Below are 18664 nucleotides of genomic sequence, written 5' to 3'. Positions count from 1 at the left end.
TCGGGATGGGTCAGACTGTCTTGAAGAATGCGACAGCGGGCGCGAAGGTCGTCGCATTATCGGCCGTGCAGGCCGAGGTGGTGACCTTGCCGGCGGTTGCGGGCAAGCCGTTGCGCGAGCGGCTCGGCGCCTGGCTCAAGGCGGTTCTCGTCAACATCCTGCCGCCGCTGATCACGGTCACGCTGATCCTGCTGGTCTGGCAGCTCACCGCGCATGGCCCGCAATCCTCGCTGCCGCCGCCGACCAAGATCTGGTCGGAAGCCAAGGACCTGATCACCGAACCGTTCTTCTGGAACGGCTCGCAGGATATCGGTCTGGGCTGGCGCATCCTGGTCTCGCTCCAGCGCGTCGCCATCGGCTTCAGCCTTGCGGCGGTCGTCGGCGTGCTGCTGGGGGCGCTCGTCGGCCAGTCGGTCTGGGCGATGCGCGGGCTCGATCCGGTCTTCCAGGTGTTGCGCACCGTGCCGCCGCTCGCCTGGCTGCCGCTTTCGCTGGCGGCCTTCCGCGACAGCCAGCCCTCGGCGATCTTCGTGATCTTCATCACCGCGATCTGGCCGGTGATCATCAACACGGCGGTCGGCATCCGCAACATCCCGCAGGATTACCGCAATGTCGCGCAGGTGCTGCGGCTGAACCAGATCGAGTTCTTCTTCAAGATCATGGTGCCCTCCGCCGCGCCCTACATATTCACCGGGCTTCGCATCGGCGTCGGCCTGTCCTGGCTCGCCATCGTCGCGGCCGAGATGCTGACCGGCGGCGTCGGCATCGGCTTCTTCATCTGGGATGCGTGGAACTCCTCGCGCCTGTCCGACATCATCGTGGCGCTCATCTACATCGGCGTCGTCGGCTTCGTGCTCGACCGCCTCGTCGCCTTCATCGGCACCATCGTCACCCGTGGCACCCTGACCAATTGAGGAGGATGCGATGAGCTATCTCAAGATCGACCATGTCGACAAACGCTTCCAGCGCGGCGCCGCCACGACCGAGGTGCTCAAGGACATCAACCTCGTCATCGACAAGGGTGAGTATGTCTCGGTGATCGGCCATTCCGGCTGCGGCAAGTCGACCCTGCTCAACATCATCGCGGGTTTGACCCCGGTCAGCGCCGGCGCGGTGCTGCTGGAGGGCAAGGAGGTCAATTCGCCGGGGCCCGAGCGCGCCGTCGTCTTCCAGAACCATTCGCTGCTGCCCTGGCTCACCGTCTACGACAATGTCGCACTCGCCGTGAACAAGGTCTTCGGCCGCCAGAAGAGCAAGGCCGAGCGGCATGACTGGATCATGCATAATCTCGACCTCGTCCAGATGGCCCACGCCAGGGACAAGCGCCCGGCCGAGATCTCGGGCGGCATGAAGCAGCGCGTCGGCATCGCGCGCGGGCTGGCGATGGAGCCCAAGATCTTGCTGCTCGACGAGCCCTTCGGCGCGCTCGACGCGCTGACGCGCGCCCATCTGCAGGATTCGATCATGCAGATCCATGCCGCGCTCGGAAACACCATGATCATGATCACCCATGACGTCGACGAGGCCGTGCTGCTCTCGGACCGGATCGTGATGATGACCAACGGCCCCTCCGCCCGCATCGGCGAGGTGCTCGACGTGCGGCTCGAGCGTCCGCGCAAGCGGCTCGATCTGGTCGCCGACCGCACTTACATCGCCGCCCGCGAGGCGGTGCTGAAATTCCTCTACGAGCGCCACCGCTTCGTCGAGGCGGCGTGAGCAGGGACTGTCATCCCGCACGCGCTGCGGCACGCAGTGCTGCTGCGCAGATGCGGGACCGCAAGACGCGTATGGCGCCAGCAACGGCGCTTCATTCTGAGGACGGTCCCGGATCGCCGCTTCGCGTCGTCCGGGATGACCGAGAACCAACATGAGCGACGATTTCAGCCCGGACCAGAAGCGCTATCTCGAAGGCTTCATGAGCGGCATGCAGTCCGCCCGCGCGGCGCGTGGGCTCGGCCCGCTTGGCGGGGCTGCTGGTGCTGGTGCCGCCGCGCCGAGCGGTCCCGACAAGGAGCATCAGGAGGCGCAAGGCCGCGCAGTCGCCGGCGGCGGCAAACTCGTTGATCAGGAGAAGTGGAAGGCGGCCGAACACCCCTTCGACGCCTATGCCCGCTTCAAGGCGCAGGCCGAGGCCGGCCTCTACCCCAAACCGGACGATAATTTCCGCTGGCGCTATCACGGGCTGTTCTATGTGGCCCCGGCGCAGAACAGCTATATGTGCCGGCTGCGCATCCCCAACGGCATCCTCAAGGCCTGGCAATTCGAAGGCGTCACCGATCTCGCGGAAAAGCTCTGCGGCCCCTATGCCCATGTCACCACCCGCGCCAATCTGCAGGTCCGCGAGATCAGCGCCGAGAACGCACCGCTGCTGCTCGAAGGGCTCGCCGATCTCGGCCTCACCGCCAAGGGCTCGGGCGCCGACAACATCCGCAACGTCACGGGCTCCGCCACCGCAGGCATCGACCCGCTCGAACTGCTCGATACGCGTCCCCATGCCCGCGCCTGGCACCACCACATCCTGAACGACCGCTCGCTCTATGGCCTGCCGCGCAAGTTCAACGTCGCCTTTGACGGCGCGGGTTCGATCGCGACGCTGGAGGACACCAACGATATCGGCTTCCAGGCGATCGAGCTGGGCGAGGGCGCCAGTTTCGAAGGCCAGCCGATTGAGCCTGGCATCTGGTATCGCCTGGCGCTGGGCGGCATCACCGGTCATCACGACCTCGCCCGCGACACCGGCGTCATCGTCGCGCCGTCTGACGCGGTTGCAGTCGCCGACGCGATCGTGCGCGTCTTCATCGCCAATGGAAACCGTACCGACCGTAACAAGTCGCGCTTGAAATACGTGCTCGATGCCTGGGGCTTCGACACATTCCTCGCCGCGGTCGAAGACAAGCTCGGGCGCAAGCTGGTCCGAGTCGATGCGAGCCTGGTGAAGCCGCGCCCGGCTTACGACCGCCTCGCCCATATCGGCGTGCACAAGCAGGTCCAGGTCGGCTTGAACTGGATCGGTGTGGCGCTGCCGGTCGGCAAGCTCACCGTGGCGCAGATGCGCGTGATTGCTTCGATTGCCAACACTTGCGGCGATGGCGATATCCGCCTGACCGTCTGGCAGAACCTGCTGATCTCCGGCGTGTCGGACGCGAAGGTCGAGGATGTCGTCGCCAATCTCCAGGCGATAGGCCTCTCCGCCGAAACCTCGATCCTGCGCGCGGGGCTGATCGCCTGCACGGGCGCGACGGGCTGTAAATTCGCCGCCGCCCACACCAAGGAGGATGCGCTCGCCATTGCCGCCCATTGCGAGCCGCGCATCACGCTGGAGACGCCGGTCAACATCCATCTGACCGGCTGCCACCACTCCTGCGCCCAGCATTATATCGGCGATATCGGCCTGATCGGCGCAAAAGTGCCGGTCAATGAGGAGGGCGACACCGAGCCTGGCTATGATCTGCTCGTCGGCGGCGGCTATGGCGTCGATGGCGGCATGGCGCGGCCTTTTCGCGAGAAGGTCAAGGCGCAGGACGCTCCGGCGCTGGTCGAGGCGGTCCTGCGCACCTGGCAGATTCATCGCGCCGCGCCCGATGAAAGCTTCGTCGCCTTCGCCCGCCGCCACGAGATCGAGGCGTTGCAGGCGCTGGTCGCGCAAACCGGAGACGCGGCATGAGCCCGGCGCTGCACAACCGTCATGGTCGGCCTTGTGCCGACCATCCACGTCTTCCGTCGTCGCGCTCTATGATCAAGACGTGGATGCCCGCCACAAGGGCGAGCATGACGGGGAGGGGCACCTTATGACGCTCCAGTCCCCGTCCCCCATCGTCCAGGTCCTGCCCGAGACAGCGCCGTTCTCCGAGGAGCAGCGTTCCTGGTTGAACGGCTTTTTTGCCGGCCTGCTTTCGCTCGACAATGCCGGCGTCACCGCGCTCTCGCCCGCCGAGAATGCCGCCGTGATGGGCGAGGACGATGACGGCGCGCCCTGGCACGATCCGGCAATGGAGATGGCGGAGCGCATGAAGCTCGCGCAGGGCAAGCCTATGCCGCGCAAGCTCTTCGCCGCCATGGCGCAGCAGGATTGCGGCCAGTGCGGCTATGTCTGCGAGACCTACTCGGCGGCGATCGCCTCCGGGCAGGAGCCGCGCCTGAACCTCTGCGCGCCCGGCGGCAAGGATACGCTGCGCATGCTGAAGGCGCTGGTGGAGGAGGGCGGCGCCGCGCCGCCTGCGCCGATGGCGGAAGCCGCGCCAGTCGCGCCCGCCGGCCCGGTCGGCCGCTCCCGCGAAAACCCGGCCATGGCGACCTTCCTCTCGCGCCGCAAGCTCAATGGCGAGGGCTCGGAGAAGGAGACCTGGCATGTCGAATTCGATCTCTCGGCATGCGGGCTCGACTACATCGTCGGCGACGCTTTCGGCATCGTCGCCCAAAACGATCCGCGCCTGGCCGATGCGGTCATCGCGCTGCTCGGCGCGCGGCCGGACGCGCCCGTCAACGGCAAGACGCTGCGTGAGGCGCTCGTCAGCGATTGCGCGCTCGGCCCGGCGCCCGATGCGCTGTTCCAATTGATCTCCTATGTCACGGGCGGCGAAACTCGCGCCAAGGCCAAGCGCCTGGCGGCGGGCGAGGATCCCGATGGCGATCTCGACCGGCTCGACGTGCTCGGCACCTTGCACAAATTCGGCCAGGCGAAGCTCTCGGCCGAGGCCTTCGTCGAGGCGCTCGACCCGTTGCAGCCGCGGCTCTATTCGATCTCGTCCTCGCATCTCGCCACGCCCGGCCGCATCACGCTGACGGTCGATACGGTGCGCTACAAGATCGGCACGCGCCCGCGCTGGGGCGTGGCCTCGACCTATCTCGCCGAGCGCGTCCAGCCCGGCGATGAGGTGCCGGTCTATGTCCAGCGGGCGCATGGCTTCTGCCTGCCGGAGAACCCCGCGACGCCGGTCATCATGTGCGGGCCGGGCACCGGCATCGCTCCGTTCCGCGCCTTCCTGCATGACCGCAGGGCGACGAAGGCGCCGGGCAGGAACTGGCTCTTCTTCGGCCATCAGCGCCGGGCTTCGGATTTCTTCTACGAGGACGAATTGAACGCGATGAAGCAGGAAGGCGTCCTCACCGGCTTGACGCTCGCCTGGTCGCGCGACGGAGCTGAGAAGATCTACGTTCAGGACCGCATGCGCGAGCGCGGCGCCGAGCTCTTCGCCTGGCTGGAGCAGGGCGCGCATTTCTATGTCTGCGGCGACGCCAAGCGCATGGCCAAGGATGTCGAGCGCGCCATGGTCGATGTCGTCGCCGAGCATGGCGGCCGCTCGGCAGACGAGGCTGTGGCCTATGTCGCCGCGCTGAAGAAGGTCGGGCGTTATCAGGCCGACGTTTACTGAGGGCGAGAGCGCGATGATGTCAGATGGCATCACGAAGTGACCCCATCTGATATCTGAATCCGTCTCTCGTCTAAGAGTGAGAGCAGGATCAATGCGAAAAACCGGTTTCCATTCTTTCGCATCCGGCTCCAAGCGCGGCTATTAAGCAGGTTGCGAGCACAAATTGTAATAATATTACGTTTGGAGCGTTATTCGAGTTTGCCGGGCGAGTAATCACCCAAGCAGCGTCTGGCGAAAATCTCAATTTTCGTTACGGAAGCCGGGGCATGCTCCTGGCGACCGAGATGGAACAGATAGGCTCTGTCTATGTTACGATAACGGGCGGCGACTCAATCGTGGGTGCCTCTATCTTTGACCGCCAATTTTAGCATTGTTCTAAAGTGGTGTTGTCGTGATTGATTCGAGACAGAGTATTTGCGGCAGATGCCGCGAAGCGCGTCGACACTGGATCGGGGGGTCCAATGCTGGCATTCTTCAACGAAGATGAGAGTTTCGGTGAAACCCTGCGTTTCATCGAGGAGCGGATACCGCTTGGCATTTTCTCGATGGCGCTGCCGTCGCGCAAGGTGCGCTGGTCGGCTGGCATGTTCCGGCTGCTGGGCCTCGACCCGGAAACGCACCAGCCGTCCGAAGAGATGTTCCATGCGCTGATTCACCCGGCCGATCTCGGCCCGCGGGCCGAGATCGAACTGATCTTGCGCAACGCCATGCCGCTCCACCGCGATATTCGCATCCTGAACCCGAAAGGGCGGCTGCGCTGGGTGAGGGTCAATGCCGAGTTCCTGCTGGACGATCGCGGCAGGCCACATCGCTTGATCGGCTCCTTTCTCGACGTATCCGCCGAATACGAGGCGCGGCAGTTGAGCAAGGCGAGCCAGCGGCGTTTCGATGCGATGGCGACCGCCTGCACTCCGGTCTGGTGGAGCGCCGGGCCGGATGGGCGCATCGAATGGCTCGAAGGCTGGGAGGAGCTGACGGGGCAGGGCCCCGAACACAGCCGTGATTGGGGCTGGGTCGCGATGCTCCATCCCGACGATGCCGAGCGTGTCGTCACCGAGCGCAAGAAGGCGCTTGAAGCCGGTGGCGTGTGCGAAATCGAGATGCGCGTTCGCCTGCGCGGCGGCGGCTATCGCTGGGTGCGCGCGCGCAGCATTCCGGTCCGAGACGACACGGGTGAGATCACCGAATGGGTCGGCGGCTGCATCGACATCCACGACAGCAAGGAATGGCCCGCGCCGAGCTGCGCGACGGGGGGACTCAGCGGCGCCCAGATCCGCGGCGGGCGCGGCATCGTCAACTGGTCGGTGAAGCAGCTCTCGGTAGCGACGGGCGTACCCGTCTCGACCATCCGCAGGATCGAGGAGTTCGACGGCTTCGTCGGCTCGCATGCGAGCGCAGTCGAGAAAATCCATCACGCGCTCGTGAAGGCGGGGGCAGATTTTGTCACGCCGCCGAATGGCAAGCCGGCCGTGCGCCCAGCCTGAGGCCGGCGTAGTGACCGGTGCGATCGTACGAGGCCACATATGAGCAAATTTCGCGCTTTGCGTGTATTGTTAGCCGGGTTCTGGCGCAAGAATTGTTCAAACTGACTCCAAATGGAGCGAACGGGCTGCAAAAATGGTAAATAGCTCGTCAACATCCCGAGCCTAACTTGTCGTCGTCGGCTGCTGACGCCTCAACAATGCAGCCACTCGGGGGACTGACATGGCGACGAAATCCTTGGAGAAACACCCTGGCGCAACCGAAGCGCGGTCGCATGGTGATAAGAGCGGCGCTTCCGCCTGGCTGTCGGCGAATGCGGTGACGGCGCGCAACGAACTGCACGGGCTGGCGATGCTGTCGCAGGCGCAATGTGAGACGGCGGACTATGTCGCCGAACTGGCGCAATCCCTGGCGAGCCTGACCCGCAAAAGCGGTCTGCGCTCGCTCGCGGATGTCCTGAACATTGTTGCTCATGAGGCCGAAGTGATGGCCAGGACGGGCTTTGCGATCCTCGATGAGGCGTGCGAGGAGCCGCAGCGTTCGGAGGCGGTTTAGGCAGGGCTCGCGGGCCGGTCGGGCGTTGCGCTCGATGGGCATCGCGGAGGCCAGAACCGGAAAAGCGAGCCAGGTGTCCGGTGGACTGCCCTGGCTCCGGCCCCGCCATTGGCTCGGTCCTATCAACGGGAACCGCCAGGTGCAGGCTGGAGCGCGGCCGTTCAAATCCCGGCTGGTCCTGCGGGCGGATCTGAGCCCGCTCGGCCGCTCCCGGCACTGGCGCGGCCACCGCCGGCTGATCCGCCAGCGGGAACGTCGCTAAGGGGCTTTCTGTTCAGCCTGTCCGGTCATTGCGAGGAGCAAAGCGACGAAGCAATCCAGGAGGGCTCGCTCTACGCCCCCTGGATTGCTTCGCGGAGCCTGTACTCGGGCTTGCCGAAGGCAAGACCCGGGTGCCCGCAATGACGGGGGGCTCCGGCTCCAAAAAACCTCAATACCGCTTGGTCGAAAGCACGTCGAAGGTCTTGCCGATCGTCGCCAGGGCCCTGTCGTAATCGGCCAGCGACAGGCAGGCGATCAGCGCGTCGATGATGGCGAGCTGGGCGATGCGGCTGGTCATCGCCTCCGTGCGGAACTGGGTTTCGCGCGCCATGGTGTGCAGCACGATATCGGCATAAGCGAGCAGCGGCGACTTGCCGAAATTGGTGATGCAGATCGTCGTCGCGCCGGCCTCCTTGGCGAGCTTGGTTGCCGTCACGGTCTCATGCGTGCTGCCGGAATGGGAGATGGTGATCGTGGCCACATCCGGCCCGGTCAGCGAGGCGCTGATCGCCTGGACATGGGAATCGACCACCACCTTGGCCTCGACGCCGATGCGCAGCAGGCGGTAATTCGCATCCTCCGCGATCGGGGCGGCGCTGCCGATGCCGTAGAGTTCGACGCGGCGCGCTTTCAGGATCGCGGCGACGGCCCGTTCCATCGCGCCGGTGTCGAGCACCTTCATGGTGTCGTGCAGGGCCTGGAGATCGCTGCGGAAGATCTTTTCGATCACCGTGCCGGTGTCGTCGCTGCGGGCGAGATCCTCATGGATGAACTGGACCGGCTGCACCAGGTCGCGCGCCAGCGCGATCTTGACCTGTTGGAAGCCGCGCGCGCCGAGCTGCTGGCACAGCGAGATGACGCTGCCTTCGCTGGCGCCGGTGCGCTCGGCCACTTCCGTGACCGACATGTGCACGACCTCGCCGGCATGACTGATGAAGAAATCGGCGATGCGGGCGGCGGTCGGCGGCAGGTTGGCGCGCAGCGCCTGCAGGCGATCGAGCGCGCCCTCCAGACCGGAGGATGACGGGCTCTTGCGGATCTCCGTGGGCTTGCGAATCTCTGCAGATTTGGAGGCGGGCTTGGCGGCTGTCATGCGGTCAGGGCCAATGCACTGGTGCTTCCGTGATGCGTCACAACGCTTCCCAGGAGCGGGAACACCCCGTCGCGGATCTCGAAATAGCGCAGGCCGAAGCGCCGTGCACCTTCGCCGTCGGTCGCCGGATTGTCGCCGACCATCATGACGGCACGCTTGGGCAATGTGAGCAGGGCAAGCCCGGCCTCGAACAAGGCAGGCTCGGGCTTGCCGATGACGCGGTGCTGCACCGGGCCGGTGCAGGCGATGAGAGCTGCCAGCAGTGCTCCCGTCTCCGGCACGATCGCACCATTGGGGCCGGGATGGACGAGGTCGGGATTGGCGGCGACGAGCTCGGCGCCGTCGCGCACCGCATTGGCCGCGATCATCAGGCGTTCATAGGAAAACTGCCGGTCGCGCCCGAGGAAGACGATGTCGGGTCGCGTCTGCACCGGCACGAGCCCCTGGTCGCGCGCATGGGCCATCAGGCTCTTGCTCGCCATCATAAAGATGCGGGCGCGCGGCAGGCGGCGTGCGATCTCGTCGAGCGCTGTCGTTCCCGCAAGCACGATCCGGCGCTGATTAACCGCCAGGCCAAGCCGCTTCAGGCCGCGCGACAGCTCCAGCGGCGTATGCTCGGCGTCGTTGGAGACGATGACGAAACGGCCCTCCAGCGCCTCGAGAAAGGCGCTCGCGCCCGGCAGGGCCTGCTGGCCGCGCACCAGGGTTCCGTCGAGATCGACGAGACAACCGCGAACATCCTGAAGCGAGCCCATCGCGCGAATCTCAAAATCTGCAAGCCAGAGGCCTGAAGCCATGAACTGAGATTAACTCAGTGTCAAACTGGATATTTACTGAGCTAAGTTCATCGTCCTGTCATGAAGCGCTGCCACCACATCGGCATCGCAGCAAAGCCCAAGGAGCAAGCCGGGCAGCGAATGCGATGTCCCGTAGCAACCCAGGCAGGGGGAAGACATGCTCGAATTCCTCACCGGTCGCGTGCTGCGGATGGCGATCACGCTCTGGGCGATCGTCTCTGTCGTCTTCCTCGCCACTCGCCTGACCGGCAACCCGATCGACTTCCTGATGCCGGAAGGGCTCGATGCTGCATCGAGGCGCGAGATGATCGCCTATTGGGGGCTCGATCGCTCGGTCGTCGAGCAATACTGGCTGTTCTGGCGCTCGCTGCTGTCAGGCGATTTCGGCCTCGGCTTGATGGAGCGCCGGCCGGTGGCGACGATCTTCACCGAGCGGCTCTGGCAGAGCGCCTCGCTCCTGGTCGCGACGCTGGCGCTGACGATCGGCGTCGGCGTGCCCGCCGGCATCCTGGCGGCGGTCTGGCGCGGCCGATCGGGCGGAAGCGGCGTGCTCTTCGCCGCCTTCCTCGGTTACGCCATCCCGAATTTCGTGCTCGCCATCCTGCTGCTGCTGGTCTTCTCCTACACGCTGCACTGGCTGCCCAGCGCCGGCTCCGGCACGCTGCTGCATTACGTCATGCCGACGATCGCGCTGTCGGCCTATTTCGTCGCGGCGCTGGTGCGCTACACCCGCAACGCCATGCTCGATGTCCTCTCCGAGGACTATATGCGCACCGCCCGCGCCAAGGGCCTGTCAGAGCGCGCGATCATCCTCGAGCACGGCCTGCGCAATGCGCTGATCCCGGTCATCACCGTGCTCGGCCTGCAGATCACCACGCTGGTCTCGGGCGCGGTGGTGGTCGAGACCGTCTTCGCCTGGAACGGGGTCGGAGATCTCCTGGTCGGCGCGACGATCAAGCGCGACTACCCGGTGCTGCAATTCGGCGTCCTCGTCGTCGCGAGCGCGGTGATCCTCGTCAATCTCCTGGTCGATCTCACCTATGCGCTGGTCGATCCGCGCGTGCGCCTGGCTGGAGCCTGAGCGGTCATGACCGATATCCTCGATGCCAAGATTCTGGACGCCAATATCGCTTTTCCGCCGCAGCCCAAGCCACGCGCGCAGCCCAAGTCGCGCCGGCGCCTCGCTTGGCCGAAGGGCGTCAGCGTCAGCGTCCTCGTCGCAGGCGCGGCGCTGCTCGCGCTCGTCCTCGTCCTGCTCGCGGTCTTCGCACCGGCGCTCGCGCCCTTCGAGCCTGACCAGCAGAAGCTGCTCGCCCGCTTACGCCCGCCGATCGGCTTCGAGCGCGCCAATCCGGCGCATTGGTTCGGCACCGACCAGCTCGGCCGCGACCTGCTCTCGCGCTGCCTCCATGGCCTCAGGCTGACACTGGCGCTGGCCCTGTTCGGCACGCTGATCGGCCTCATGCTCGGGGTCTCGCTCGGGCTCGTCGCCGGCCTGTTCGGTGGCTGGGCCGATGCGCTGATCATGGGCTTCGTCGACATCATGCTGTCGCTGCCCTTCACGCTCGTCGCGCTCCTCGTCATCGCGCTGGCTGGAACCGATGTGGCGGTGCTGATCTGCGTGCTCGGCATCGCCTATTGGGCGCATTTCGCCAGGCTGGTGCGGGCCCAGGTGCTCGGCCTCAGGGAGTTGCCCTTCGTCGAGGCGGCGCGGGCGGCGGGCGCGACGCGCTGGCACATCGCCACCGTGCACATGATCCCCAACATCGTCTCGCCCATCGTGGTGATGGCGAGCCTGAACTTCTCCAACCTGATCCTGCTGGAATCGGCGCTCTCCTTCCTGGGGCTGGGCGTCCAGCCGCCGACCGCGACGCTCGGCTCCATGGTCGGGCAGGGGCGCGACTACATGGCCTCCGCGTCCTGGATCGTGGCGGTGCCGGCGCTGCTGATCGTGCTCGTCAGCCTCGCTGCCATGCTGCTCGGCGATTTCCTGCGCGACCATCTCGACGTGCGCCTGCGCGAACGCTGACGGCCGCCTGCTTTTCACGCCTGCTTGCCACGCCTGTTCCTCTCCCGCTCGTCTCGAAAGGGCTGAAACCATGCTCAAGACCTTGATCAAGACCGCGCTCGCTACGGCGCTCGCCACCACGGCGCTCACCGGGCTTGCCGCCACGCAGGAGCTTAAGGTCGGCGTGCAGAACATGGCGCCCTGGCTCGATCCCGGCCGCGATTTCTCCAATGTCGGCTCGCAGTTTTACTTCAACGCCTTCGATCCGCTGATCGGCAAGGACGCCACCCGCGCCGAGAGCGTCTGGCAGCCCGGCATCGCTACGAGCTGGAAGCAGGTTTCGCCGACTGAGATCGAACTGAAGATCCGCCAGGGCGTGACCTTCCACAATGGCGACCCGATGACGGTGGAGGACGTGGTCTTCTCCTTCGACCGCATCATCAATTCGACCTTCCCGCCCTATACCGTGCGCAAGCGCGACACGCTGCCCAACATGGCCAAGGTCGAGGCTGTTGACGCCGAGACGGTGCGGATCACCGCAACCAAGCCCGAGCCGCTGTTCGAGACCCTGCTCAATGTGCAGCAGGGCATGATCGTGCCGAAGAAATACGTCATGGCACTGACGGGCGATCCCAATGTCGCCGAGCCCAGCGACTTCGAGGCCTTCGCCCTCAAGCCCGTCGGCACCGGCCCCTACAAGATCACCGAATTCGTGCCCAACCAGAAGCTGGTCTATGAGCGTTTCGACGGCTTCTGGGGCGAGAAGGCGCCGTTCCAGAAGGTCACGGTCCAGCGCATTCCGGAGCTCTCGGGCCGCCTGACCGCGCTGAAGAACGCCGAGGTCGACCTGATCACCAATATCCCGCCCGATCAGCTCGATCCGATCGCGTCCGATGCCAAGCTCAAGGTCGAGGGCATGCAGACGCCGCTCTTCCACGTCGTCATCTTCAACACCCAGAACCCGAAGATGGCCAATCCGAAGCTGCGCCAGGCGCTGTCCTATGCCATCGACCGCAAGACGCTGAACGAGGCGCTCTGGTTCGGCAAGGCGAAGGTGCCGACCTCCCATACATTCGCGCAGTTCGGGCCGCTCTATATGCCGGAGCTCGACACCTTTGAATATGATCCCGCCAAGGCCAAGGCCCTGCTGAAGGAGGCGGGCTATGACGGTTTCCCGATCCGCTTCGACACCCAGGCCGCCTATTACACCAACGGCTTGCTCGCCGCGCAGGCGATCCAGGAGATGTGGGGCGCTGTCGGCGTCAAGACCCAGCTCAACGTCACCGAGCAATGGACCGGCTCCGAGCCCTCGATGATGGCGCGCAACTGGTCGAACCCGATGTATTTCCCCGATCCCGCCGGCTCCTTCGGCATCATGTGGGCGCCGACCGGCAACTCCGCCTCGGAAGGCCGCTTCAAGGCCGATGAGGCCTATAGCGCGCTGTGGGAGAAGTTCCGCTACTCGACCGATCTCGCCGAGCGCAAGCAGGCCTATGCCGGGCTGATGCAGATGATCAAGAACGACCCGCCGGTGCTGCCGCTCTACCAGCCCTACGAGTCCTACGGCATGAAGCGCTCGCTCGCCTGGCGTCCGCTGCCCGGACACATCCCCTATGTGCTCGATTTCCGCGCCGGCCGCGTGACGCTGGCCGCCCGCTGAGCCGCCCCGGGAGGGGCCGGCTTGCGCCGGCTCCTCCTCTTCTCAACCCATCACAATCGTGAGCCGTGTCATGGCCAAAGCCCTTCGCCTCGCCTTCGTCGCCGATATCCATCACGGCGAGAACAGCTTCACCAAGATGGGCGCCCACGCCCTGCCGTTGATGGCGGAGTTCCGCCGCTTCGTCGCGGAGGCCAGGCCCGACGCGGTGATCGATCTCGGCGACCGCATCTCGGACCGCGACCATGCGACCGACCTGCGACTGGAGCAGGAGGTCGCCGAGGCGTTCTCGGCCATCGCCGTGCCGCGCTTCCACCTCTGCGGCAATCATGACCGTGACCATCTCAGCGTCGCCGAGAACGAGGCGATCCTGGGCCAGCCGCTCGGCCATCGCATCATCGATCTCGGCGACTGGCGCCTCGTGCTCTGGGCCGCGGATTCGAAGATCCACCGCCCCGGCGGCTTCGTGCTGCAGGAGGCCGATCTGCTCTGGCTCGCGGCGACCGTGAACGCCGCCGACCGCCCGCTCGCGATCATGAGCCATGTCCCGATCTCCGGTCATGGCCAGACCGGGAACTACTATTTCGAGCGCAATCCCGAATTCTCGACCTATCCCGGTGCGGAGCGAGCGCGCGCCGTGCTGCGGCAGGCGAATGTCCCGGTCGTCTGCCTCTCCGGCCATGTCCATTGGAACACGCTGACGACGGTCGACGGCATCCCGCATCTGACGCTGCAATCGCTGACCGAGAGCTTCACCACCTTGCCGGAGCCGGCCGGCTCCTGGGGCCTGCTCGAGCTCGATGACGCGATCACCTGGACCGTCCATGGCAAGGACCCGTTCTCGGCGCGGATCGAGGCGGCGGAAACCTTGCGTCGCTGGATGACGCCGCTGCAGCCCTTCCACGAACATCCCGAACTGCGCTTGCGCCGGCTGGCGCTCGCGGCGGAGTAGCTGGGCTATCGGCGAGGGGGCCTCGATCATCCATTGCGCCGGGTTGGGTACCTGCCTGGTCGCCTCTTGACGCACGCGTTGAGCGAGGCGCGCTACACCCGATCCGCCCAGGGGCAGCCAGCGAGCCGGACCCCAAGGTGCCGCTCGCTCGCTTCCGGCGTCTTGACTATTCGGCGTCGGATCGGGGCGACCACATGCCTTGGCCGCCGACGACGCGGGTCTACGAGAGTGGCATCGAGGCGGCCGCAGCGATGCTCTGGGCAAACCTGCCCGACATTCCCTCATAGGCCGTGTTGGTCATCGAGATGACGCTTCGCTTCCTGGCGAAGTCGATACCCCACCAATTGCCATAGGTTCCGCCCCAGGAAACCGACCCATTGTTCCATTGGCTGCCGGTAGTCGCGGGGTCGATCAGGACGGCGCCCATCCAGGAAAACCCCCATCCCGGCCCCATCGCCTGAGCCTCCGCGCCAACTCTCGGCATCCTCGCCGCCTCACGCAGATCGTCGCGCAGGAAAGCGCCCGTGCGATAGGCCTCGAGCAGCGTCAGCACGTCGCGGGCGCGTCCGGCCATCCCGGCGCCGCCCGAGGGCCAGGCGGTCGCGTCCCGAATGCGCTCCGGATCGAAGCGGACGCCGGGTCCCTCGCTGTAAGGCTGTGGCACCTCGACGCCGACGGTCATCCGCACCGGCGCCGGTTTGCCATCGTGATAGGGGACGGCAAGATCCTCCTGCGGCCAATGAAACGCTGCGCTCAGCTGTAGCGGCTCGGAAACCAGGGCGCTGATCGCGCCGTCGAGGCTCATGCCGGTGACGGCCTCGATCACGCCGCCTAGCACGTCGGTCGCGACGGAGTAGCGCCAGCCTTCGCCGGGAACGCGGTTCAGCGGCACGCTCGCGATGCGGGCGAGATTGGCTTCGAGCGAGCCACGGCTCTCGTCGAGGCCGTCCGACACTCCGGCACGGGCATAGGGTCCATCCGCAGGTTGCTGGGACCGGTAGTCTAGCCCGGCCGTATGCGCCATCAGATGGCCGATCCGGATGTCGGCAATCGAGCCGTCGGCGAGACGAGGCGTAAACCCTGGAAGGCGGGTCATCACCCTGTCGTCGGCTGACAAACGTCCGGCTTCGATCAGCTTCAGGATGGCCATCGTCGTGAAGGCCTTCGTCACAGAAGCGAAACGGAAGGGCGTTTCGACCTGCATCCGCCTGCCGGTCTCACGGTCAGCATAGCCGGCTGCCCGCTCGTAGATGACCTCGCCATGCTCGGCGACGAGCACGACGCTACCAGCGATGCGGCCATCGGCAACGGCGCCCTCGATCGCAGCATTGATCGCGTTCGATAGGCCCAAGTTTTTTGAATCGTCGGTCATTGGGAGCTCCTGTTCGGATGGATGCTTCCCTAGATGCGTTACCTTGATCGTGAAGTTGAGTTGGGCCATGCTTCAAGGGCCTTGAAGTAGGGTTTAACGATGGGGCCTGACCTTTTTTCGCTGCTGCCTGCGTTCCGGTTGGTCGCGACCACCGGCGGCTTCACCGCTGCCTCTGGTCGGTTGGGCATGACTCCGTCTGCGGTATCGCAGAAGATTCGACAGATCGAAGCCCTTGTCGGAGCCCGGCTTTTCGAGCGCACCAGCCGCAGCGTCCGGCTGACCGAGGCGGGCCGCCTCCTGCTACAAGATACGGATCGGGCTTTTGGCGACATCGCCGACGCGCTCGACCGGGTTCGGACTGTTGGGAAACGGCCGGCAGGCAACTTGCGGATCAACCTGTCGCGGCTGGCGGCTCAGATCTGCATCTTGCCGCGACTGACTGCCTTCGTTGGGCACTATCCGGACATTTCGGTCGAGCTGGCAACGGATGATCGCTTGACCGATATCGTCGCCGGCGGTTTCGACGCGGGCATCCGTTTTGCCGATACCCTGGAGATGGATATGGTCGCCCGCGCCATCGGTCCGCCTGTCCGTCGCCGCGTCCTGGCCTCACGCTCATATCTGGAGGCTGCGGGCACTCCCCAGCATCCCAATGATCTCGGACATCACCAGCTTATCCGCTACAGGTTCCCGGGGAGCCAGCGACTGGAGCCGTTGACCTTCAATGTCGAGGGGCAGGTATTTCGCCTCGATCCGCCACCGCGGCTGGTGTTGGACGACAATCAGCATTTCGACTTTGCCGTTCGCGCGGGCCTCGGTATCGCTCAGCTCTTCGGAACGGCGGAAAGCTCCGCCATCGAGACGGCCGAACCGGTCGAGATTCTGACGCAGTTCGAGCCGCATCCCCTCCAGTTCCGGCTGTATTATCCCACGCGGAATCAGCCATCGAAACTGCGGGCATTTATCGAGTGGTTTTGCGGTTAGTTCCGGTATCCACGGGCTGGTGGGGAAGTACAACGCCGTCGGAAACCCTCTCGCCGACCGGTTCAACAGAGAACGTTCAACGCTTTAGAATACAGCCAGGATGACGTGGGCCTGAATTTTGGCGGCAACCTCGCCGCTGCCATGTCTGCCTGCGATTGCGGATGTGGCGCAGTCGGTTGCGGCGTCGAGTTTCCTCACGCCTCTCGCCTCGATTTCGTTGCGAAGGGGCGTTCCCTGGCAATAGGCAATAGCGGGGAGGCGCGGCGAGGGCGCACGGCTCTGCTCGGCTCTCGTCTCGATCGCCACATCGGAGAAACCTGCCTCCTCCAGTTCGCCGCGGATCAGGGCTGTGTCGTGGTAGCCATGCGGCGTGCGCGCCAGAAAGCGCGGCGGATCCTTTGGAAAAAGCCTTGCGAGAGCATGCGTCACATCATCGGCAAAGACGTTCTCTTCGATGCGGTCCCAGACGTTGAACAGGAAATGTCCTCCGGGCTTCAGGACGCGCCTGGCTTGTCGGTAGGCAGATATGCGGTCGGGAAAGAACATCGCGCCGAACTGACAACAGACGAGGTCGAAGGCCGCATTTTCAAAGGGCAGCGCCAAAGCATCCGCCTGGCGCCACGTGATGCGCCCATCGGGAGCTTGCCGCGAGGCGGCGTAGTCGAGCATCGGCTGGTTCAGGTCGGTGACAATATAGCTCGCACGGGGGGACAATTTTGGCGCCAATGCGCGGGTGACAACCCCGGTTCCGGCGGCGATTTCCAGGACGGCGCTTGGCGACAAGGACGCTGCTCGTCGTGCAAGGTCTGCGGCGAACGGCTCGAAAATCAGCGGCACCATATAGCGGTCGTAGTTTTCCGGAAGCGAGCCGGCGAAGACCTTGTCCGTTTCCAGCATGGCTATCCCCCGCCATCCGTTTGAAGCCTCGCAAGATCAGCCTATGCGAAACCGGCCTATGATCATCTGCGTCGGGTGGTTTTCGACCGGAAGGCGCCCAACAGCATGCGGGCTTATGTCGGCTTTAGCTCTGCGGCAGCGGACCTAAGCTCGGGCTGCCGAAATCCATCATAACAGCCGCGGACGTTCGCCAATAGCGTCCGGCTGAGTGATTCAAACTCCCAAACGGGTATCTCTCATCATACGCCACCGGGCAGAATCAGAGCCGGAAGAGCCGACGGCAAGGCGTATTTCGTTGGTGCTCCGAGCCCGTTGTGTCATAGGCAGTCCTGAAACGGAGACACAATGGCCGAGATAACGATCACGCTGCCCGACATCGCGACATGGACAAAAGCCGTCCTCGTCGAGGCAGGAATTCCAGCTGGTGCAAAATTTACGTCGGTTCGCTTCCTGAAAGGCGGCACGAAGATCGGCCAGTCGACAGGCATGTCGGATACCTTGATTGCTCGCCTGATGTGCATCAAGCGCGGCGGCGGCGTCACCGACGCCAAGATGAACAAGGTTCTGAGCGGCTACTCGTCGTGCACCTTGGTGGCGATGATCGACTGATCGTCGCTTTGCGGTGCGCCTCGTTGCATGAGGGCGAACCATTTGCCCCGCAATTGACAGTGGCCCAGGCCATCTCAATGCCGTAAGGCAGTCATGTCGCTCGCTGCTGGCCTGCTCTGGCCAGACTTGCGACATCCTAGGTTGAGCTACCGCTAGCTCCCGATGGAAGGCGGCTCCGCAGTGATGCGGGGCCGTTTTCGTTGCGGCCCGCAGCATGGAGCGCGGCGTGCGCTCATACCAACCGCCTTCTGCGCTGATCGAAGGCGTTATCCTCCGCCGTCATTCCGGGGCAGGCCGCAGGCCTGAGCCCGGAACCCAGAACCGATGCGCGTCCTCGTGAAGCGAGCCGGCTGCCCGTGCCTTCTCTACTCACGGCATCGGTTCTGGGTTCCGGGCTCGATCCTTCGGATCGCCCCGGAATGACGGGGGAGCCTCAGCCATAAGTCAGCGTCAAGGGCGTCAGTATCGTGCGGCCTGAAGCGCGAGATTGCAGCGTTAAGTCAGCGGCAGAAGGTCGATGGCGGCAGCATCGATCATGATCGAGACTGCAACGGCCGCATCATGACGGCATCCGGACGGAGATGAACCATCTCGGAGAGACGGCGTGGCCGAGACATCATCCCAT

At 65.0% G+C, this 18664-nt stretch carries 16 protein-coding genes; 12 read left to right on the top strand and 4 right to left on the bottom strand.

The window, feature by feature from the left end; translation table 11 throughout:
• The first annotated feature begins 5 nt into the window (after positions 1 to 5).
• The 6 genes from ntrB (at position 6) to RMR04_RS21045 (ending at position 7409) form a co-directional block, all read left to right on the top strand.
• Entirely contained in the window at positions 6 to 914 is a 909-nt protein-coding gene (ntrB, locus tag RMR04_RS21070; protein ID WP_311910330.1) for a nitrate ABC transporter permease, read from the top strand.
• A gap of 10 nt (positions 915 to 924) precedes the next feature.
• Complete coding sequence (locus tag RMR04_RS21065) at positions 925 to 1716, top strand: ABC transporter ATP-binding protein (protein WP_311910329.1); 792 nt, start codon at positions 925 to 927, stop codon at positions 1714 to 1716.
• 151 nt (positions 1717 to 1867) lie between these two features.
• The gene (locus RMR04_RS21060) at positions 1868 to 3664 is read left to right on the top strand and encodes a NirA family protein (protein ID WP_311910327.1); all 1797 of its coding nucleotides are present in this window, start codon (positions 1868 to 1870) and stop codon (positions 3662 to 3664) included.
• A 124-nt stretch (positions 3665 to 3788) separates the two neighbouring features.
• A complete protein-coding gene (locus RMR04_RS21055; protein ID WP_311910326.1) occupies positions 3789 to 5372 on the top strand; it encodes a sulfite reductase subunit alpha in 1584 nt (527 codons plus the stop codon).
• A gap of 461 nt (positions 5373 to 5833) precedes the next feature.
• Positions 5834 to 6856: a PAS domain-containing protein gene (locus RMR04_RS21050; protein WP_311910324.1), complete on the top strand. Its 1023-nt coding sequence runs from the start codon at positions 5834 to 5836 to the stop codon at positions 6854 to 6856.
• Positions 6857 to 7172: 316 nt separating this feature from the next.
• Positions 7173 to 7409: a hypothetical protein gene (locus RMR04_RS21045; RefSeq protein ID WP_311910323.1), complete on the top strand. Its 237-nt coding sequence runs from the start codon at positions 7173 to 7175 to the stop codon at positions 7407 to 7409.
• 430 nt (positions 7410 to 7839) lie between these two features.
• On the opposite strand, the gene RMR04_RS21040 is transcribed toward RMR04_RS21045, so the two are convergent.
• A complete protein-coding gene (locus RMR04_RS21040; protein ID WP_311910322.1) occupies positions 7840 to 8763 on the bottom strand; it encodes a MurR/RpiR family transcriptional regulator in 924 nt (307 codons plus the stop codon).
• The gene (locus RMR04_RS21035) at positions 8760 to 9518 is read right to left on the bottom strand and encodes an HAD-IIA family hydrolase (RefSeq protein ID WP_311910321.1); all 759 of its coding nucleotides are present in this window, start codon (positions 9516 to 9518) and stop codon (positions 8760 to 8762) included. The genes RMR04_RS21040 and RMR04_RS21035 overlap by 4 nt, the downstream gene beginning before the upstream one ends.
• A 199-nt stretch (positions 9519 to 9717) precedes the next feature.
• Between RMR04_RS21035 and RMR04_RS21030 the strand changes: the two genes are divergently transcribed.
• From RMR04_RS21030 to RMR04_RS21015, 4 genes are all read left to right on the top strand, one after another.
• Positions 9718 to 10641, top strand: coding sequence for an ABC transporter permease (locus RMR04_RS21030; protein WP_311910320.1), 924 nt, complete (start codon positions 9718 to 9720; stop codon positions 10639 to 10641).
• Positions 10642 to 10647: 6 nt separating this feature from the next.
• On the top strand, positions 10648 to 11589 hold the full coding sequence (locus tag RMR04_RS21025) for an ABC transporter permease (RefSeq protein WP_311910319.1): 942 nt from the start codon (positions 10648 to 10650) through the stop codon (positions 11587 to 11589).
• Between the two features lie 70 nt (positions 11590 to 11659).
• Positions 11660 to 13228, top strand: coding sequence for an ABC transporter substrate-binding protein (locus RMR04_RS21020; RefSeq protein ID WP_311910318.1), 1569 nt, complete (start codon positions 11660 to 11662; stop codon positions 13226 to 13228).
• A gap of 70 nt (positions 13229 to 13298) precedes the next feature.
• Entirely contained in the window at positions 13299 to 14177 is an 879-nt protein-coding gene (locus RMR04_RS21015; RefSeq protein ID WP_311910317.1) for a metallophosphoesterase family protein, read from the top strand.
• 220 nt (positions 14178 to 14397) lie between these two features.
• Here RMR04_RS21015 and RMR04_RS21010 read toward each other — a convergent pair whose 3' ends face one another.
• Positions 14398 to 15549, bottom strand: a complete 1152-nt coding sequence (locus RMR04_RS21010; RefSeq protein WP_311910316.1) for a serine hydrolase domain-containing protein — start codon at positions 15547 to 15549, stop codon at positions 14398 to 14400.
• A gap of 99 nt (positions 15550 to 15648) precedes the next feature.
• Here RMR04_RS21010 and RMR04_RS21005 point away from each other — a divergent pair, with 99 nt between their 5' ends.
• Positions 15649 to 16533: a LysR family transcriptional regulator gene (locus tag RMR04_RS21005; RefSeq protein ID WP_311910315.1), complete on the top strand. Its 885-nt coding sequence runs from the start codon at positions 15649 to 15651 to the stop codon at positions 16531 to 16533.
• Between the two features lie 84 nt (positions 16534 to 16617).
• Here RMR04_RS21005 and RMR04_RS21000 read toward each other — a convergent pair whose 3' ends face one another.
• Complete coding sequence (locus tag RMR04_RS21000; RefSeq protein WP_311910314.1) at positions 16618 to 17430, bottom strand: class I SAM-dependent methyltransferase; 813 nt, start codon at positions 17428 to 17430, stop codon at positions 16618 to 16620.
• A gap of 345 nt (positions 17431 to 17775) precedes the next feature.
• Between RMR04_RS21000 and RMR04_RS20995 the strand changes: the two genes are divergently transcribed.
• Positions 17776 to 18039: a hypothetical protein gene (locus tag RMR04_RS20995; protein WP_311910313.1), complete on the top strand. Its 264-nt coding sequence runs from the start codon at positions 17776 to 17778 to the stop codon at positions 18037 to 18039.
• Positions 18040 to 18664: the final 625 nt, after the last annotated feature.

The organism is Bosea sp. 685, assembly GCF_031884435.1.
Classification (GTDB): Bacteria; Pseudomonadota; Alphaproteobacteria; order Rhizobiales; family Beijerinckiaceae; genus Allobosea.
The sequence above is the reverse complement of the archived record's forward strand: the minus strand, read 5'-3'. Positions and strand labels throughout refer to the sequence as shown.

Excerpts from the sequence above, each read along its gene's own strand:
- ntrB (WP_311910330.1), top strand. The coding sequence starts at position 6 with ATGGGTCAGACTGTCTTGAAGAATGCGACAGCGGGCGCGAAGGTCGTC.
- RMR04_RS21065 (WP_311910329.1), top strand. The coding sequence starts at position 925 with ATGAGCTATCTCAAGATCGACCATGTCGACAAACGCTTCCAGCGCGGC.
- RMR04_RS21060 (WP_311910327.1), top strand. The coding sequence starts at position 1,868 with ATGAGCGACGATTTCAGCCCGGACCAGAAGCGCTATCTCGAAGGCTTC.
- RMR04_RS21055 (WP_311910326.1), top strand. The coding sequence starts at position 3,789 with ATGACGCTCCAGTCCCCGTCCCCCATCGTCCAGGTCCTGCCCGAGACA.
- RMR04_RS21050 (WP_311910324.1), top strand. The coding sequence starts at position 5,834 with ATGCTGGCATTCTTCAACGAAGATGAGAGTTTCGGTGAAACCCTGCGT.
- RMR04_RS21040 (WP_311910322.1), bottom strand. The coding sequence starts at position 8,763 with ATGACAGCCGCCAAGCCCGCCTCCAAATCTGCAGAGATTCGCAAGCCC.
- RMR04_RS21035 (WP_311910321.1), bottom strand. The coding sequence starts at position 9,518 with ATGGGCTCGCTTCAGGATGTTCGCGGTTGTCTCGTCGATCTCGACGGA.
- RMR04_RS21030 (WP_311910320.1), top strand. The coding sequence starts at position 9,718 with ATGCTCGAATTCCTCACCGGTCGCGTGCTGCGGATGGCGATCACGCTC.
- RMR04_RS21025 (WP_311910319.1), top strand. The coding sequence starts at position 10,648 with ATGACCGATATCCTCGATGCCAAGATTCTGGACGCCAATATCGCTTTT.
- RMR04_RS21020 (WP_311910318.1), top strand. The coding sequence starts at position 11,660 with ATGCTCAAGACCTTGATCAAGACCGCGCTCGCTACGGCGCTCGCCACC.
- RMR04_RS21015 (WP_311910317.1), top strand. The coding sequence starts at position 13,299 with ATGGCCAAAGCCCTTCGCCTCGCCTTCGTCGCCGATATCCATCACGGC.
- RMR04_RS21010 (WP_311910316.1), bottom strand. The coding sequence starts at position 15,549 with ATGACCGACGATTCAAAAAACTTGGGCCTATCGAACGCGATCAATGCT.
- RMR04_RS21005 (WP_311910315.1), top strand. The coding sequence starts at position 15,649 with ATGGGGCCTGACCTTTTTTCGCTGCTGCCTGCGTTCCGGTTGGTCGCG.
- RMR04_RS21000 (WP_311910314.1), bottom strand. The coding sequence starts at position 17,430 with ATGCTGGAAACGGACAAGGTCTTCGCCGGCTCGCTTCCGGAAAACTAC.
- RMR04_RS20995 (WP_311910313.1), top strand. The coding sequence starts at position 17,776 with ATGGCCGAGATAACGATCACGCTGCCCGACATCGCGACATGGACAAAA.